The sequence below is a fragment of the Mycoplasma sp. 1781 genome (assembly GCF_053851675.1).
The window spans coordinates 1-19,346 of record NZ_JBSQBC010000016.1; the positions used below are offsets into that span (position 1 = coordinate 1).

The following is a 19,346-nucleotide window of genomic DNA, read 5'->3' on the forward strand; positions in this document are numbered from 1 at the left end:
CCAAATCCACTCATTTTTGTGTATTTTGGGCTAATTCGCAGTACACAAATGAACCGCCTCCTTGTCAGCCTACTAACTGAGATATTCCGCCTTGTTCACCATCAATAACTTTTTTAAGCCTTGCTAGCGTGATGTCTTCGATATAGTCCATTTGCTCAATACCAATATATTGTCGATTCATTTTGTGTGCTACAGCAGCGGTTGTTCCTGAACCAAGAAAGAAATCTAGAATAATATCACCCTCATTTGTAGTAGCATCAAGGAGTTTTTTTATCAATTCTTCAGGTTTTTGACCCGCACCAAAACCTACACTTTGTTTTGCTCCTACGATCCAATCCATTGAATAAATCCCGTTTTCCTTTGCTTTTATAATGCTTGAAGTCATTATTTTAGAACCTGAACTTGATAATTCAAATGTATAGGTAGGTTTATAAAAAATTTTACTACGCACCTTACAAAAATGGTAGATTGTTTCATGAACGCGAGGCCATATAGTGCTAGTCGCTTTATACCCAAAAGGTTTTCCGCTTTCTCATATTAACTCTTTAAAATAATCAAATCCCAAACTTCTAATCAAAATATCTAAATATGACTTCATATTTTCGTCTATACTTATAAAAATACTTCCATCATCCCTTAATAATTTTTTGGCTAGCTCTAATCTGTTCTTCATAAAGACAAGTCATGTTGAATTGTTGAATTTATCATTGTAATTAAATGAATCATTGCCAGTGTTGTAAGGCGGATCGATATAGATACATTTAACTTTTCCTTCATATCTCTTTAATATAGAGCTTAATGCTATAAGATTATTCCCTTTAATGATAAGATTATCTTTTTTATTAAATAATATGTTTTGTTCAACTCCTTGTGAGCTATAGCGTTTTGCATTAACTAGGACTTTAGGATCAAGAAGTCTGTTAATATCATCAAGCCCAAGAGTTTCATTGAGCATAACCTCGCTACATTTCTGGTCGTCTTTGTCTTGATTGCCAACTAAAACACAATCTTTGAAGGGAAATGAAAGTACAACATCGTTGCTTTCGTCAAGAAAGTGTCCATTGTCATCAACTAGGCCAATGCGATTTTTAAAAGAAGTAAAACTATCAGGCATAAAGTCTTTTAGGTTGATAAAATCCATGAATTTTTTGTCATTAAAAATTCAGATGTCTTTAACCTTAACAAAGAAATTTTTGCGTATTAATTCATTAGAATAAAGAATCTCCAAAAGATCGCTATCATGATTATTAACTGCAGCAAAAATATTACCTAATAAAAGCTTATTTTGTTCAGAAGAATAATACTTATTATTATCTTTAAGTATATCTAATAAACATTGAGTTAATGACGTGATTTTTGGTTCCATATTAGTCCTTTCTTTGCGGTTTTTTGTTGCAAAAACTATAATTAAATTTCTTATCTTGTTCACTTATGCTGTGGGAAGCAAAAAAACTATAATTTTGTTTGAATTATATAAAAATTTTATCTAAGTTAAGGTGATATTGTTAAGAAATACAACAAAATTTTATAGACATTAGCAAGTATTTTATTACTATTCATAAATACAACAGCAGTTATTTCGTATAGCACAAAAATGGTAATGCCAATCCTAATAACAGCGATTCTAAATAATTAAGAAAATACTAAAGATAAAGTTACAAAAAAAGATTAATTGTTAAACAACTTAACAGATTATAAAAACAGCAGAAATGTTTAAATAGAATCATTACAAAAGAACTTGTAAGAGATTGAAACACAAATCCAACGATGAGATTCTAAATATCACTATGCGCTTAAAAGTTGGCGAAAAGACATCGATGAACTAATTACTTTCTTTAACTTTCCGACCAAAATCATAAAGCTAATTTATGCAGCAAATGTCATTGAAAATTTAAATAGAAATATTAGAAAAATATCAAGAAACAAAACTTCATTTCCTACTTATGACTCTTTAATAAAAAAAGTTTATTTTGCAATTCAAAATCAGTTAGAAAAATGAAATAAAGTTATTCCTAATTGAGAATCTGTTTTTAATTAGTTACAAATTATTTTTGAAAAAGAAGATTAAATAATTAAAACAACCAAACAACATATTTGGAAGAAAATTTATCCAATTTTGCCATGTTGTTCGGTTGTTTTTTGTCTAATAAATTTAGATTTGTGCGATTGCTATTCTCAAATGTCTTACTCAAAAAGTAAGCAGGAGATAAATTTACACAAAATTTACTACACTACCTAAAAATATATGATTATTAATGTTTCATATTAAGAGATTCTAGCAATCCATTAGCTTTTGAAGCCTCTTTTTTAGCCCTATCAAGTTCTTCGATTTTACTATTTGAAATAGATTCTTTTTGTTTAATTTCCTTATTTGATTGGGAAATCTTCTTATTTAATTTTAAATCCTCTAATAAAGCATTCTGAAGATTATTATTCGTTGTGTTAATCATAGAATCTGCTTCCTTATTTTTTTGGATTGCTTCTTCATTATCTAAAATCGCTTTATCTAATTGTTTTTGCTTTTGATGCAAATCATGAGTTTTATTTTCAAAGTCTTTTTCAACATCTTTTATTTGGCCTTGAATATTGTTCTTATCAAATAAAGAATCATTATTTGATTTCTTAGCATTTTCATAATCTAATTGCTTCTGAGCTAATAAATCAGTTTTATTTTTTACATCTTGATTAGCTAAATTAACCTTATTTTTAGCATTGTCCTTAAGGCTATTAGCATGAAGTATTGCCTGATTTAATTCACTTAAACTATTATTTTTATCTTCCAATTCTTTCTTTTTTTCTTCTAAATTAGTATTTAAATTTATAAGATCTTGTTCTGTTTTTGCCTTATTTTGCGATGCTTGTTCAATCAATTTAGCATTATTTTTTAATTCATTATTTTTATCAGCAACTTCTTTACTTTTATTATTTGTGTTTTCAAGTTCTTGTTGGTACTTTTGATTAGCCAGAGTTATATTATTAAGTGCCTCTTGCAATTTATTATGAATATCGGTTTGTTTTTGAATTAACGCTTGATGATTTTTTTGCGACTCTTGATGCTTAGCATTTGCACCATCTAAAGCCTTTGTTTTTTTATTGACATCTTCTTGTTTCATGCTAGCTTCTTCATTCGCACTTTGCAATTTCTTTTCCAAATCTGTCTTGCTTTTTAGTGATTTTTGAATTCGCTTATTAGCGTCATCAACAGCGCCTTGCTTTTGAGATACTAAAGTTGTCTCATTATTAACCTTTTGTTTTAATTCATTTAATTTTTCTTGTAAGAAAGACTCTTTGTTCTTAGCTTGTTGCAATAATTTTTGAGCGCTCTGAAGTTGCTTATCTTTATCATCATGTTCTTGTTTAGCTGATTGCAATCGATGTTCTGCCTCTTTTTTAGCCTGGCGAGCTTGTTCTGCCTCAACACGTGCAACTTCTAATTTACTAAATTTTTGTTTAATTTCTTCTTCCTTATCCTTTACGGTCTTTATTGCTGTATTTTGTTTCTGTACAGATTGAGATTTTAGCTGCTCATTGTTAGATTTAGATTCTTCTAGCATCCTTTTATCATTTGTTTTCTTGGTAATATCAGCTTCAATTTCTGAAATTTTTTGCGAAGCCTCACCAATTAGATGTTGTTGCTGATTTATCTGGTCTTCATATTTCTTGAGAGAACTAGTTAAAATAGTTGTATTTTTATTAATTTCAGCAATTTTTTTATAAATAACATTTTCATTATTCTCTTGCTTATCATATTCGTCTTTAGCATCCGACCATTTTCTTTCAGCTTCTTGTTCTTCTCTTAAAGCTTTATTATATAGAGATTCTTTATGTTGCCTAATAAAATATTCATCTCTACCTCTTTTTGAATTAATTCAATCTTTTCTTTTTTGCTCTACGTCAGCCTTTTTTTGCAAATAAGCTTGATATGCCTTTTGTTTTTTATCTTCCAATGAATTCTTGTTTCTTAATATCTTTTCCAGTTCTTTATCTTCTTTGTTACGCTTATCAACTTCCAAACCATTTTTTGTTTTTAAATCTTCATAAGCACGATTCAATTCATTAAGTTTTTTATTATGATTTTCTTTAATGCCCTCCTGTTCTACTTTCATCCTATTAGCTTGATCAATATCTTTTTGCTTTTGTGCTAAATCTTTAATTGTTTTTTCAAGATCTTCATTTCTTCTATCGACTTCGCTTGTTGTGCTATCCTTTAGACCTTGAAGCCTTTTTAGTTCTTGCTTTAATATTTCATACTCATTATTCAATTGATTAGCATATTGGTCTTTATCAGTCTCATTTTTTGATGCGCTATCTAGCTCTTTTTGAAATTTATTTCTATCATTTTCTGCGTCGGTTTTTGCTTTGTTTTTCTGCATTAAGTCATCATTTTTTTGCTTAGTGTTTCTTATTGCTTCTTCTAGTTGAGACTCAATTTCTCGGTTTTCAGATGTGGCTTGTGCTAACGATTTTTTAGCTTCTTCTAATTCCTTGGTTTTTTGATTTAAATTTTGTTGTTTTTGCTCATAATCAAAATTGGATTCTTTTATTTGTTCAGCAATATTGCTTTGAGTTTCTTTTACCTTTGACAATTCAGAATTTGCATCTTGCAAATCCTTAGAAATACGAGCTATATCATTAATATTCTCTTTTTCTAATTCATTAGCTTGTTGTACTTCATTATTTAGTCTTATATTTTTGTTGGTAAGGTCTTCAGCTTTTTGTCTAGCATCATTTGCTTCTTTTTGTATATCTGCAAGTTTTTGATTTGCTAAAGCTAATTGTTGCTTAGCGTTGTTTAACTCATTATTGATTCGGGTTTTGTCAGTATCAAGAGTATTAAGAATTCTATTTATCTCTGCAACTTCATTTTGCATACGATTTATTTCTTTTTCAGATTCATTTTTAGCCCTTAATGCACTATTATATTCATCTGTTTTTGAATTAAGATCCTTAATTTTTTTATTGATATTTTCCTCTTGTTGTTCAAATTCAGAATTAGCACTGTTTTGGGCATTTATCGCATCTTGCAATGCTTTTTTTGCTTCATCTAACTCTTTGGCTTTTTTAGCTAAATCATCAGATTTTAGAATAGCATCTTTATTAACGCTATCATGATCTGAATTAGCCTTATCTTTTTTATTTTTTGCCTCTTCTAGGGCTTTTTTTGCTTCTTCAAGTTCTTTGGTTAAACGCTCAACTTCTTTAGTGGTGGAAATTACATTATTATTTGTTAGTAGCTTATTTTGTTCGGCTGCTTTTTTTTGTTTTTCAAATTCCTTAATTTTTTCCTTAATACTTTGTAATTGTTTTTCCAATTCATCTTTAGATTTTTTGGCTTCTTCTAGTTTCTTATTTGCTTCACTTAGCTCGTTGGTTTTGGAAATAACATCATTATTTTTTAATAAAGCGTTTTTCTTAGCTTGCTCTAGATCTTGTAATGCCTTTTCTCTAGCTTTTTTTGCTTCTTCTAGATCTTTATTTGCTTTATCAAGTTCTGCTTGCTTGTCTTTTTCCTCTAGCTTCAAAGTTTTAAAGTGATGAATTAAAACTGTTTCACCATTATAAATCATCTGAAACTCATAATCAGTATCTGGATATAAAGGTTTTTCATTATTAATCCCAAATGACATAGATTTTTCTTCTTTATTAATAACATGCGTCTTTCTTTGCACATTATAAGGAGTTTTCTTAGCATAAAATAAAACTGAAAAAGAACGGTTAGTGTCATCATTTTTATCAATATTTTTTAAATGAAAGATCGCTGAGTTTGCAGTAATTTTTTGGTCTTTTATCTCCAAAGCCAAAAAGGCTTTTTTATCATGCTTATTTTTGTTTGTAAGATAAAAGGCTGCAATAGCTCCGGTTGTAATTGATGCTGCCAATAAAGCTGATGTTAATAAAATAACATTACGTTTTTTTCTTTTTACTTTGTTTTCTTCTACATTTTTATTCATAATTTCTTATACCTCTCTTTGATAAAATTAGCTTTTGTAAAATGCCCAAGATTTTTCAAGAAAATATTAACATTTTTTTTTTTTTTTTTGCAAACTTGCTACCAGTGTTTATGTATCATTATGAAATAATGATAAAAAGAGGCTGTATGCCGCCTCTTTTTATCATGTTTTAAAAAAATTGCTATCTTTTTAATTTATTCAAATCTTTTTTTAATTCATCCAGCTTATTTGTTATTTGCAAAACTTCTTGATTCTTCTTATTAACTTCCTTATTAATTTTATTTAACTCTTGGTGTGTCTCATCCTTAATTTTTGATAATTGATTAATCGAATTAACTATTTGATCTATATTTTTTTCATTCTTTGTTTTTTGATTATTAAGGTCTTTTAATTTCTGTGCTAATATCGATAAGGAATTTTCTTTTTCCTTTTGTTGTTTTTCATAGTTAGCAATATTTTTAGACTCCTCATCTAATTGCTTTTTAATAATTTCTTTTGAAAACTGCGATGCTTGTGTTTCTTGCAAAAGAAGATTTTTATTATTTGTTTTAGCTTCAATATTCTTTTTTTGTAAACTAATGTTCTTATTTTGCTCTTCAATTTGATGTTGAACTTTTGAAATATCTTCCTTAGCTTTTTTGATTAACTCGTTTAAGAGAGGAATTTCATCATTAGCTTTTTTTAATTCTTTCATTCTATTCATTAGTTCATTTTCTAGTTCGAGCAATTTATTATCAATAGCATCCTTTGCTTCTTTAGCTTCCTTAAATTCATCATCTTTTTGTTTAACATCTTTTATTTTTTGGGTAACTTTATCATTTTCTTGAGTTAATTTTTCTTCTTTTTCTTTTCTTAGTTCTTCAGCTTGTTTTTTATCTTCTAGTAATTTTTGCAGTAGCATTTCTGCATCTTTTTTCTTTTGTGCTACAGCTGCCATTTTTTGTTTAACATCATCTAATTCATTGGTTTTTTGTTCTAATGATTCTCTTTTTTGCTTAATTTCTTCTTCTAAATTACTTAGTTTATTTTGAATATTGCTTTCAGTTATAAGGTTTTGTTGATTTTCTTGCTTTGCTGCATCTACTTCTTGTTGATTGGTTTGCACATTGCTTCTATTTTGTTCCACTTTCGCATTTGCATCATCATGTTTTTTCTTAGCTTGTTCACTTTTAGTTTTTGCTTCTCCTAATGCTTGCATTGCTTCAGAAATTTCATTTGATTTTTGATTTAAATCACTAGTTTTTTGTGCAATTATAGTTGAAATAGAAGATAATTGACCATCAACATTTTGCTTTTGTTTTTTTACATCATCAAATATTGTTTGAGCATCATTTTTAGCACGTTCTGCCTCAGTCATTTCCTCTGTTTTTTGTGCAAGTGATTCTTTTAGTTTTTTTAGTTCTTGTTGCGAATTAGTTTTTTGCTGATTTATACTTTCTATTTCTTCTTCAATTTTTTGTTTCTTTTGTGTTTCCTGTTCAATATTTTGCTGTATTTTTTTATTATTCTCATTTAATTTTTGTATTTTAGATTCAACATCTTGAACCTTACTTGTAGCGCTTTTAAATGAATCATTAACTTCATTCTTTTTATTTGTTAATTCTTCTTTAGTTTTTTGAAGCCCATTTAATTGCGATTCTTTTTGCGAAACTTGTGTTTCTTTAGTTGTTTTTTCTTCATTAGCTTGTTCATAAGCTTTATTTGCTTGCTCTTTTGATGATTCAGCTTGCTTCCACTCTTCTTCTGCTTTTTTAAATACTTTTTCTTTTTGGACTAATTCTTGGGCCGCTTGTTCTTGGACTTTTTTATTATCATCTAAGGCATTTCTAGCATCTTCTTCTTGCTTTTTGAGTCATCCCAATTCATTTTCAAGGTGAACTGCTTCTTGTTTTCTTTGTGCTAGTTCGTTCTCTAAATGCTCTCTTTCATATTCATCATTATAATCAGCATCTGAAATTTTTAATTCTAAGTCATCAATTTCAACCGATATTTGATCTAGTTCATATTTTTTACGGTTTACCTCAGAATGTAATCTTTGATATTCATCTCACAATTTATTATATTTTTTATCAATATTGGATTTTTTAGATTCGGCTTCTTCCTTAACTTTATTGGCCTCTTCTTTTGCGCTTTGTTTCAATTTTAATTCTTCAATTTTCTTATCTAAATCATCTTTGGCATTTTTGGCTTTTTCTTTTGCGCTTTGTAATTCGGCCTCAAGCTTTGATTTTTGCTGTGTTATAGTATCAACATTTTTTGAAGCCTGCTCTAATTCTGATTCAGTTTTGCGCTTTGAATTTTCAACTTCCATTAAGTTTTGCTTTTCTTTTTCTAGTTCCGCTTGAGCTTGTGCTAATTCAGAATTGTTTGTCTTTCCTTCTGCTTCTTTGTCTTGTATATTTTTAATGGCGTTAGATAATTGTTGCTGCTTTTGTTCTTCTTGTTGCTTAATTTGCTGATTTTTTAATTCTTCTTGCTGTATTTCTTCTGTTAATTGTGCATGTTGTTTATTGATTTTTTCTAAAGAATCTTTTTTATTTTCCAATTCAATACTTGCATTATTTTCTTCTTCAGCTAGCCTATCAAACTCCTTTTGCAGCTTATCTTTTTCTTGCTTAGCTTCTTGTATTTCTTCTTGAATTGCTTGTTTTTCATTACTTTTTTGAGTCAAATCAGATTCTTTTAACTTAGCATTTGTTTTTGCACTTTCAAATTCATCTTTAGCTTTTTGCTGATTTTCTAATGCAATATCCAATGATTTCTTAGCCATATCTAAATTCTTAGCTTTTTGTTCTAATTCATTTGCACTTTGTTGTGAATTTTTCTTTGCTTCTTCTAATTTTTGTATCGCTTCTTTTTGTTTTTCTAATGCAGCTTGCAATTCATTTGTTGCAACATCGACTGCTTCTTGTTTAATGCTTGCCTCACTAGACTTTTTTTCTAGTTCTTTTGTTAATTGCTCTATAAGTGCTTCAACATCGCTTATTTGTTTGCTTAGGGAATCTATTTTATTTTCTACTTCTTGATAATTTAATTGAGCTTCTTTTTGTTTTTGCTTTAATTTTTCAAGCTCATCTTTTAAAGCTGTTAGTTCTTGCTGTTTTCCTGAAAGATTTTTGTTGGCCTTATCTTGTTCCTCAGTAACTTGTTTTATATTTTCTTTTACTGTTTGTATGACTTGATTAGCGCTATCTTTTATACGCTTTTGTGACTCTAAATCATTCATTTTTGTTTGGACATCAGCTTGTAATCTGTTTAACTCTTCTTGAAGTAACTTGTTTTGATTCTTAGTTTGCTCTAAGTCCTTTTTAGCTTGCTCTAATTCCTTAGTTTTTAATGCTAATTTCTTAGCTTTTTCTTCAAAAACTTGTTCTGCTTTTTTAAAATCCGATATGGTTTTTTCGTGCTGTGATTTTAGATTATCTAGTTGTTTTTTTATTTCTTCTAAAATCCGACTATGTTCTAAAACTTCATTTTCTTTTTTTATAGTCTCATTTTCTATTTGCTTTAATTTATCCTGAGATTCCGCATTTAAAGCCTCAAAATTTTCGATATTTTTATTTATTTCATTAATTTTTTTGTTTAATATTTTTTTCTTATTTTTTAGCTTTAACAGCATGTTTTTAGCAAGAGATAATTCTCTTTCCTTCTGCTCAATAACCTTTTTATTTAAAGATTGCAAATTAGAGCTATCTTGTTTTTTGCTTATACTATAAACAAAAACAGAACCAGCTGCCACAACTAAAGCAGACGATAATGATAAACACAATGCTAAGGTAATTTTCTTTTTTTCATTACAATACCACCTATAAAAAATGCTTTATTTTAATGTATATATATAAATTATTTAATATAAAAATAAACTAGCCTAATATCGGTTTTTAATCAAAACAATATATATATATATATATATATAGTAAGACATATACTAAAAAACAGATAATAAATGGTACTTTATACTCATTTTTTATGCTTTTCTTGCGCTTTTTTTAGGATTAGTGCTAATAAATTATTTAATTATCACCTTATCTATTTTCTGTTTTATTTTGTATTTTTTCTTATTTCGCATGTTTTAACATGTCATATATTAAGATAAATAAAAAAGTAAAACAAGAAACTTCTAAATGAAATTGGTTGTTTTACTTAAAAATATTTTTTATCTTGTTTGGGTGGCTTTTAGTAAATCTTGTTTAGCAGCTTCTAGACTCTCGGTTTTTTCTGCGACATCCTGAATTTTTTGACTAACTTCACTAGTAAGTTTATCTAATTCTTTTTGTGCTAATTCTTTATTTTTTAGTTCTTGTTGAATTTTAGTACCAAAATTATTGATTTTTGATTCGGCTTCTGCTTTTTGATTTTTAATATCTTCTAATTCTTTATTTATTTCAGTTATTAAATTTGTTTTAGATTCAACATCATTTTGTTGTTTCTCTATTTTTTTATTTGCATCATCTAGCAGTTTTTCCTTCATTTCCTTAGGAAATTGAACGGCTTGTTTTTCTTGCAATGCAACATTTACAGCATTTTGCTTTTCTTGAATATTTTTTTCTTGTTGGGAAATGTTTTTACTTATATTTTCAATTTCTTGGGGTGCGTTGGCAATTGTTTCGCTAGCTTTTGCTATAGCCTCTTTTATTTCTTTTATTTGTTTATTTGTATTACTTAAATTACTATTAGCATCATTAAATTTTTGAATTGCTTCATTATGTTTTTGATCAGCAATATCTTTAGCTTCCTTTGCCTTAGATTCAATGCTTTTAACTTGATTTACTGCCTCGATTTTTGAATCAACTTCCTTAGTCTTTTCATCTAATTTCATTTTGGCTCTACTTGCATTTTCTTGTGCTTGCATTCTTTTGTTAGAAAGATCAGTTTTAGCAATTTCTAAATCAGCCTCCGCAGCTTGTTTTTCTTTTTTAGCTTCCTTATTTTCTTGTTGCGCAGTTTTTAAATCATTTGTCGCTTGCTCCAAGTTTCTTGTTTTTTGTTGGAAATTATGATCAGATTCATCAAAGGTTTTCTGGGCTTCATTTTTCTTTTGAACTAAGTCTTGATTATTTTTTTCAGATTCATTTTTAGCTAATTGTTTTTCCTCAAATTCCTTTGTTTTTTGAGTTAAATCAGTTAATGCACTAGTTTCTCTTTTTGTGGATTCTTCATTTCTAGTTTTTGCTGCTTCAAGCGCTTCTTTAGCTTTGGAAATAATATTTTTTTGTAGGTTTATATTACTTTTTGTTTGAGCAATCTCGGTTGTTAATTCTTCTAAGCTTTCGAAATAACTATCCTTTTGTTGCTTAATTTGTTGGTAAGCGCCTTCAGCTACACTAGATGCTTCCTCTTTTTGAGCCTTTTCTTCTGATTTTGATTTAAATTCTGGTTCAATTTTGGCTTTTTCAGCTTCGGCTTCTGTTTTCTTAAGATTAGCTTCATCCAAGGCTTGTTGCGCTTTCGCTTTATTTTCATTTGCGTCAGCTAAATCTTTTTCAGCTTGCTCGATTAGTTTATTAGTTTGCTCTATTTCTTCATTTTTAGCATCAATTTCATTTTTGGCTTGTTCAATAGCTGTATCAGCATCATTTTGAGCCTTTAATAGAGCCTCAACTTCCGCTTGAAGTGTATTTGTTTCAGCAAGAGTAACTCTAGCTTTCTCTTCCGTAGCTTTCAAAGTATTTAAAGCAGAATTATACTTGGCACTTGCCTCACTTTTGGCGTTATTATAGCTTTCTAATTCAGCTTCTAGACGTCTTAATAATTCGTCCTTCTCTGCTATTTGTGCTTTAGCATTTTCTAGTTCTTGTTTTTTAGTGTTAACAGATTCCTGTGTTTTGACTTTTTGTTTTTCTAAATTATCCTTACTAGTCTTTTTATTATTTCTTTCTCGCTCTTTGTTGCTTAATTTAGTCATTGCGGGATTAAAGGTATTTTTAAGATAATTAAAAGCTTCTTTATCAGCTTTTGAAAATTCAGCAAAATCAATTTTTTTTGCATTTAATTTTTTTGTTAAATCTATAACTTTTTCAAAAAGTCTATTTTTCTCTTTTTGTATCTTATTAAATTCCGCTTTAGCCTCTTGGGCTTCTTTTTCGGCTTTTTCATATTCAGCATTTGCACTAGTAATTTTAGCTTCTAATTTAACTAATTCGCCTTCTAAAACTAAAATTTCCTGAGCTAATGTATTTTTGTTTTGCTCAGCTTCCTGCTTCGCTTGCATTGCTTCACTCTTAGCAGTTTCTTTTTGACTTAATTCTAAAATTCTTTGATCTAGTTCGCTTTTAGCTTCGTTCTCATTATTTCTTTTTTCTGCCAATTGTTCTTCAATCTCGGTTTTTTCTTGCAGTTTAGACTGGTATTTAGCATCTAATTGCGGAAATTTTTGCTTTGCATCATCCGATATTTTTTGGTCTTGATCTTGTTTATTTTTAATTTCTTCTAATGAACGCTGTATTTCGGTTATTTTATTTTTTAATTCTTGAATTTCAACTGGTTTAGTTTGTGGTGCATTTGTAGCATCTTCTATTTTCTTCAAGGCTTCCAATCTTTGCTGCTCTATTTCGGCAACTTTTTGTTGTGCTTGTTCAAATTGTTGAGCCACTTGTGCATATTCTTTTAAAACTTGTTCTAACTCATCTTTCTTTTCTTCAAATTTAACTTGTGCCTCTTGTTCTTGCATTTGCAGATCATCAAATTTTTGGCGTAAATCGCTTTGATTATTTTCAAGAACTTCTTTTTCTTTTTCAAGTCTATTTTTTTCTTCTTCGTTTTGGGCTAATTCTATTGTTTTTTGATCTAGATTTTGTTTTGCATCAACTATCTCTTGTTTAGCATTTTGTAATTCTTGTTGTGCTTCTAACAAGGCTTGATTAGCATTGTTAAATGATTCTGTCTTTTGTTTTAAATCTTCATCGCTTATCGACAAGTGTTTTTTTGCTTCATCTAGTTGCATTAAAACAGTGTTGTGAGGTTCTCTAATTTTTTCTATATCATTAGATAAATTATTTACTTCTTCTGTTTTTAAAGTAATCGTATTGTCAGTTTCTTTGATTTTTTTAACAGCTTCTTCAATGCGTTTTTCATTATTTGCAACTGCTTCTGATAATCCATCTAATTTTTGCTTAGCTAACATATATTCATCAGAAAGTTGATTTTGCTGCGTTTTTAATTGATCTAATTCGCTTGTTATGCTATCTAGATCTTTCTTTTTTGATTCATACTCAGTAGAAACCTTACTTGCCTTATCCGAAGCATTTTTCTTCTCATCAGTAGCATCTTGAATAGCTTGCATTAATTGTGGTAAGGACTGTTCCTTTTGAATTAATTCCCCTGATTTTTGTTGACTTAAAATTTTGGCATCTTCCAATTGCTTCTGTGCTAATTCTTTCTTTGTTTTTGCTTCTTTTAATAACTTATTAGCTTCTTCTAATTGCGCTGTTTTTAAATTAAAATTTTCTAATTTTTCATCAAAAAGTTTTTTGGCGCTATTAAAGTCAGATTGAATTTTTTTCTGCTCTTGTTTAGCATCTTCTAACTTAGTCCTCGCCATCTCTAAAGCACTATTAGAAGTGCTAAGTTCTGCTTCCTTGCTAACTAAATTCAAACTAGCTTGGTCTATCTTATCTTGGATATCTTGATTTGAAGATTGAATATTTTTAATATTTCTTTCAATATCGCTAATTTTCTTACTCAATTCTTTTTGTTTATCTTGCGCTTTTGTTAACTTATCTTTTGCAGATTCTAATTGCGCTTGCTTTTGATTAACAAGTTTTGTTTTTTCGGCAATCAATAAATCTCTTTGAAGCCTTATTTGATTGCTTTTTTTAATCGACGTATAAGTTATTGCTGTTGCTCCAGCAATAACCAAGCTAGCTGACAATGTTAAACACAATGCCAACACTAGTTTTTTTCTTTTCATCATAATTATTCCTTTATAAAATATTTCATCAAAACATATATAACATTATGCTTTTTTATGACTAAAATCAATGTTTTTTATATTAATACAATAATTTATATATGCACTTATATTGTATAGAGCACGAGAAAAAAATTATAATATTTCCTAAATATTTTTAATAGTAATCAATTTTAATAACATATTTTTTATAAGTTTATGTCTTTATATTATAAGAGATTCATACATCATTAAAATTAAAAAACAACTTAAAATAAGTTGAATTTTAATTTTTTTAAATTTCATTTTTTAATTTTGTAAATAGTTATGCTTCTTAAAATTGTCTTGCTTCATAATTTATGGCTCTAAGTAAAAGAAAATAAAATTTATATGCTAAAACTCATTATTTTATTTAATTTTTAATGCTAGCGATACAAAGTCATTTGCATTTAGCGAACCCTTTCCAACAAGATATCCGCTCAAATTCTTTACTTGTTCCAATCTTTCTATACTATTAAAGCAAACAGAGCCACCATATAAAACAGGAACATTTTTATCCAATTCATTGTGAATAAAATTTACAACATTTTGGATATGTTCAACCTTTGGAATAATTCCATTACCAATACAATAAACAGGCTCATATGAAATAATTAAATTATTATAATCACTAATGCCTTTTAGGGCGCTTTGGATTTGCTTTTGTAAAACATCAAACGTACGGCCAGTTTCGAATTCGTTTATCGATTCCCCGATACATAATATAGTTTTAATATTAGTTTTTTTAAGATGCAATATTTTTTGGTTGATTAATTCATCAGTTTCGCTAAATAATAATCTTCTTTCACTATGCCCGATAATTACAAAATCAACATTTGCTTCAATTGCCACATTAAGCGATACTTCACCAGTATAAGCACCATTTAATTCATGGAATATATTTTGCAATCCAAATAAATAACTACGCTGAGGATTATTATAAGCTATATATGTGCTATCAAATGAAGGGGCAATGCCAATCTTAATGTTATTTAATTTGGCTTTATTTTCATCTATGAGATAATCAAGAGCATCGATATAAGATTCGACATCTAAAAAAGTTTTATTCATCTTAAAATTTCCGATTAAATATTTCATAAAAATTCCTTCTTTTGTTTTTTAATTTATTATTAATTAAAATTCTTATAAATGTATTGCTAGCATACCAATAACTAGTGTAAGGGAGGAAATGCCGATAATGAGATATGAAGCCAAGTTAGTTGATCCTAAAATATTTTTGTTCTTGCTTTTTTTTGCTTGTTCGATATTATAAGCATTTCTTTCACTATTTAAAATCTTATCTTTTTCAAATTGATTCATACCAGAATAATATTTAGCCTTGGCACGCATGTTAATGCGATAATTATGATAAAAGCTTAATATCGGCGAGGCCAATCCTTTACCAAATCCGCTACGAGAAATTAAGACCAATAAGCCAATACCCATAACAGTTACACAACCAACACTAATTGCATTAGACCATGTTATTTTTACAGAACTCTGCTTTTTTAAAAAACCTGTTAATAATATCATTAAAATCATTAAAAAAATTGAAATAAAAAAATAAATAATATTACCTAGTGTTCAGCTTCGTGATCAATAACTTCCAGATTTTCTATATTGACTTTTTCTATAATTTTTTTTCTTCATATCTGTTCTCTTTAATTACTAATTATACTTAATTAATTATAATTAAAACAGATAAAAAAACATTAGACAATATTATTCGTCTAATGTTTAGTTAAACTATTTTTTAACTCATTTTGCAATTTGTTCTTTTGTTCCGTATATTCAATGTTCTTTATCGACTTGATAATTAATTGGCATATTTGGAAACTGTTGCTCATAAATATAATCAATATTAAATGAAACATTTTGAAACTTTTCATTAGCATTTGATATTTTGGGAATTGCCTTAAACAAATTAATTGTATATGGGTGTAAAGGATTATTATAAATAGCTTCCGTTTTACCGCTTTCTACAATCTTGCCTAAATGCATAATTTGCACATTATCTGCAACATATTCAATCATACTCAAATCATGGGCAATAAATATTAAACCAATATTTTTTCTAATACATAAATCTTTTAACAAATTAACAACTTGCGCCTGAATAGAAATGTCAAGAGAAGCAATTGGTTCATCGGCAACAATAACTTTTGGTTCAGTAATCAATGCACGAGCAATAACAATACGTTGTAATTGTCCGCCACTAAATTCATGTGGATAGCGATATGCAAATTGTTTTAATAAACCAACATCTTCAAGAGAACGATAAATAATCATTTTATACAATAATTCTGAAATTAAATATTTAGCAAATGGAAATGAAAACTTATAATCATAAAGATTAAATCTTTTAGACCATTTCGTATGATGAACGTCAACATTTTCGCTATTTTTCTTATTAAGATTTAATTCAACTCATTTATAATCAATGCCAAGTAATAGATAAATACGCTTAATGTCTTTTCTTAAATAATCTCTTTCGATATTAAATGATTTTAACGTATCCTCTTTCAAGGCAATATCAGAGTTATACATTTTAACAACAGTATCTTTATCTTTTTTGATAGCCTGAATTTTTTCAAGAATCCTTTTGATATCTTTATTTGTTTTAAAAATATTTAGGTCATTAGGTTTTGCTTTTAGTGATTCTTTTAATACGTTATATTTCTCGGTTAGAGAATTAATTTTAGTATCATAAAGATTTTTAACATATTTTATGAATTCAAATTTATGTTTTTTGTATAAATCATTGCAAATAGTTTGATCAGCCACTAAGCGTTGATACTCTGCCTTTTCAATTTGGATTTGTTGATACAAGTCATCAATAATTTTCTTATAACTTACTAAGAAGTTAGAGCGACCTTGCAAATACAGTTCTTTGGCCTCTTTAAGTTTTTTATGCGCTTGTGACAATTCTTGATGTGAATATTGTGGAATTTGTTTTAGCGCTATTCTTTGCTTTAAAGTAGATATTTGTGAATTTAATTGTTCTAATTCATCGCGAAAGTTTTGCTCATTTCTATTGGAAATTTCAGTATATTTAGAAAAATCAAACTTAAAATTTTCTTTTAATGTTTGCTTAATTTGCGCTAACATTATCTTTGAATACTCAATTTTTTCTAAATGTGTATTATAAAAGTTCAAAACATAACTTTCAAGCTCTTTAACCAATTGTTTTATATCTTCATAATGTAAAAATGTTAGACATTTTTTTAATGAATTCAAGGTCATCACTCTTGCTTTGAATAGATATTCATTTTTTAAATTATACAAATAGAAATCTAAATCAGTAGACATTAGTCGTGCAATATTCACTAAGCCTCTTTCATTTTTATTTTCCACACAGAAGTTACTAAACGTATTTTTAGAAATATAAATTTGATGTTTATGCTCTTTTATTAGTTGTTTTTTCTTAGTAAGAAGATATTCCAATTCCTTCACATCATCATATTGTTCGCAAGATAAACAACTTAATTTACTAATTTTCTTAAATTCTTCTTGTGCTTTTCGATATGCTAATTCTTCCTTAGATAATTCTTCGCGACGGTATTTAGATTGCATTTCATAATAGAAATTTATCAACGACGAAGCGTTTGAATACATATTATTAATAATCAAACTTTCCATTCTTTGTTTTTCTTCTAGGTAAGCATAAAACAACGAAAAGTTATCTTCACGGCTCAATTCCTCATCTAATTTAAAATCAGCGAATGCCTTTTTTCATTTTGAAAAGAAAGGATTAGCAAGGCGGTTAATTTCTTGATAATTTTGAAGTTCTAGCTTCATGGCTTGAATTTGAAATGTATATTTAAATGTTTTTTTGACTTCTAACCAATCTTTGAAAATATCATTTATTTTAGTTTTCATTATACCGTTGACTAATAACGGTTCTCTTAGGATTGTATAAATATTTTGTTGACTATTTAAAGAAGCATGAGGATCTTGAAAAATCATTTGAACGTTTTTACGTAGATATTTTTTAAGCGATAGGCTAATATGCTTACCTGAAATTATTTTATCTTCTAGTCGCACAAATCCATTATAGTCATCATAAAGTCTTAATATTGTTCTACCAACAGTTGTCTTCCCTGAACCAGACTCACCAATAAGACCAACAATTTCTCCTTCATGAAGATCAAAAGATACACCATCAACAGCTTTATTAATGATACCTTGACTAACAAAATATTTTTTAAGATTATCAATTGATAATATAACTTTTCTTTCTTCTTTATTTTTCATTTTGAAATGCCTTTTTAAATAATTCTAAACGATTTTGTAGATCTTTTGTGAGTTCAACCTTCGGTGCTTCAGGACTTAATAATCAAGTAGCGGCTGAGTGTGTTTCGGTTATTGGGATTAAAGGAGGTTCTTTAATAAAATCAATTTCAAGAGCGTAATCATTACGAGGAGCAAAAGGGTCACCAACAGGAAGGTTAGCCATATCTGGTGGCGTTCCTTTAATGTTATACAATTTTTCCTCTTTTGATTCAGGAATAGCAGATATTAAAGCTCATGTGTATGGGTGGGCGGGTTGTGTAAAAATTTCTTCTTTCGAACCTTTTTCAACAATTCTTCCGGCATACATAACATAAATATAATCGCAGAATTTCGCAATGACGGAAATGTTATGGCTAATTAAGATAATGGAAATCCCCATTTTTTGTCTAATTTCTTCAAATAAAGCGAGAACACTAGCCTGAACAGTAGGATCAAGAGCAGTAGTTGGCTCATCAGCAATAATTAAATCTGGTTTAAGAGCAACTACCATAGTAATAACAATTCTTTGTTTCATACCACCTGACAGTGTATGAGGATAAGCACTAAAAATCTTTTCGACATCCCTTAAACCAAATGTTTTTAGTAAACCTAATAAATAGGATTTTTTTTCAGTATATGTTTTAGCACTTCACTCAGTATTATTATTAAGTGCATCTAATAATTGTTTCCCAATGGTGCGAGTTGGGTTTAGCGATGTTAAGGGGTCTTGAGGAATATATCCAATTTTTTGACCTCGAACAATTTGCCAATATTTTTCTTTTTTAAAAATGTTGCTTAGTTCCAAATCACCAATTTGAATTTTATCAGCGCTTATAATTCCATTCTCATTAACATTAATTAACGTTTTTGATGTTACTGATTTGCCAGAGCCTGATTCACCAACTAATCCTACAATTTGCCCACGTTTAACATCCAAGTCAACACCACGAACAATATGAATAGTTTTTTTTCTGCCTGCTGGAAAACTTACATGTAAATTTCTTACTTCTAACAATTTATCATCTTCCATTATTTCTTGCGATTGAAATCTAGAATATAAATATGATCGCTTTTGAGTAGTTTGTTTTTTAATTTGTGACATAATTATTTTCTCTTTCCCTTAGTTATTACTCTAGGATCAAGGGCATCATGAATACCGAGAGCCATAAAGTTTAGCGATAATGATAGTAATAATA

The 19,346-nt window shown here is 28.4% G+C and carries 9 protein-coding genes; 1 reads left to right on the forward strand and 8 read right to left on the reverse strand.

Features of this window, described 5'->3' with window-relative positions; translation table 4 throughout:
* Positions 1–1,366 (reverse strand): DNA methyltransferase (locus ACWXVP_RS02865; RefSeq protein WP_456012971.1); only part of this gene is annotated, 1,366 nt, incomplete at its 3' end.
* A 393-nt stretch (positions 1,367–1,759) separates the two neighbouring features.
* Between ACWXVP_RS02865 and ACWXVP_RS02870 the strand changes: the two genes are divergently transcribed.
* Positions 1,760–2,038, forward strand: a complete 279-nt coding sequence (locus tag ACWXVP_RS02870) for a transposase (protein WP_456012981.1) — start codon at positions 1,760–1,762, stop codon at positions 2,036–2,038.
* A gap of 214 nt (positions 2,039–2,252) precedes the next feature.
* On the opposite strand, the gene ACWXVP_RS02875 is transcribed toward ACWXVP_RS02870, so the two are convergent.
* From ACWXVP_RS02875 to ACWXVP_RS02905, 7 genes are all read right to left on the reverse strand, one after another.
* On the reverse strand, positions 2,253–5,951 hold the full coding sequence (locus ACWXVP_RS02875; RefSeq protein WP_456012973.1) for a hypothetical protein: 3,699 nt from the start codon (positions 5,949–5,951) through the stop codon (positions 2,253–2,255).
* 181 nt (positions 5,952–6,132) lie between these two features.
* Positions 6,133–9,720, reverse strand: coding sequence for a hypothetical protein (locus tag ACWXVP_RS02880; RefSeq protein ID WP_456012975.1), 3,588 nt, complete (start codon positions 9,718–9,720; stop codon positions 6,133–6,135).
* Between the two features lie 387 nt (positions 9,721–10,107).
* Positions 10,108–13,863: a hypothetical protein gene (locus ACWXVP_RS02885; protein WP_456012977.1), complete on the reverse strand. Its 3,756-nt coding sequence runs from the start codon at positions 13,861–13,863 to the stop codon at positions 10,108–10,110.
* Positions 13,864–14,247: 384 nt separating this feature from the next.
* Entirely contained in the window at positions 14,248–14,976 is a 729-nt protein-coding gene (gene tpiA, locus ACWXVP_RS02890; RefSeq protein ID WP_438340870.1) for a triose-phosphate isomerase, read from the reverse strand.
* Between the two features lie 45 nt (positions 14,977–15,021).
* Entirely contained in the window at positions 15,022–15,528 is a 507-nt protein-coding gene (locus ACWXVP_RS02895) for a hypothetical protein (RefSeq protein WP_438340871.1), read from the reverse strand.
* Between the two features lie 96 nt (positions 15,529–15,624).
* Complete coding sequence (locus ACWXVP_RS02900; RefSeq protein WP_456012979.1) at positions 15,625–18,132, reverse strand: ATP-binding cassette domain-containing protein; 2,508 nt, start codon at positions 18,130–18,132, stop codon at positions 15,625–15,627.
* Positions 18,122–19,252, reverse strand: a complete 1,131-nt coding sequence (locus ACWXVP_RS02905) for an oligopeptide/dipeptide ABC transporter ATP-binding protein (RefSeq protein ID WP_438340873.1) — start codon at positions 19,250–19,252, stop codon at positions 18,122–18,124. Before ACWXVP_RS02905 ends, ACWXVP_RS02900 begins: the two co-directional genes overlap by 11 nt.
* Positions 19,253–19,346 lie beyond the last annotated feature (94 nt).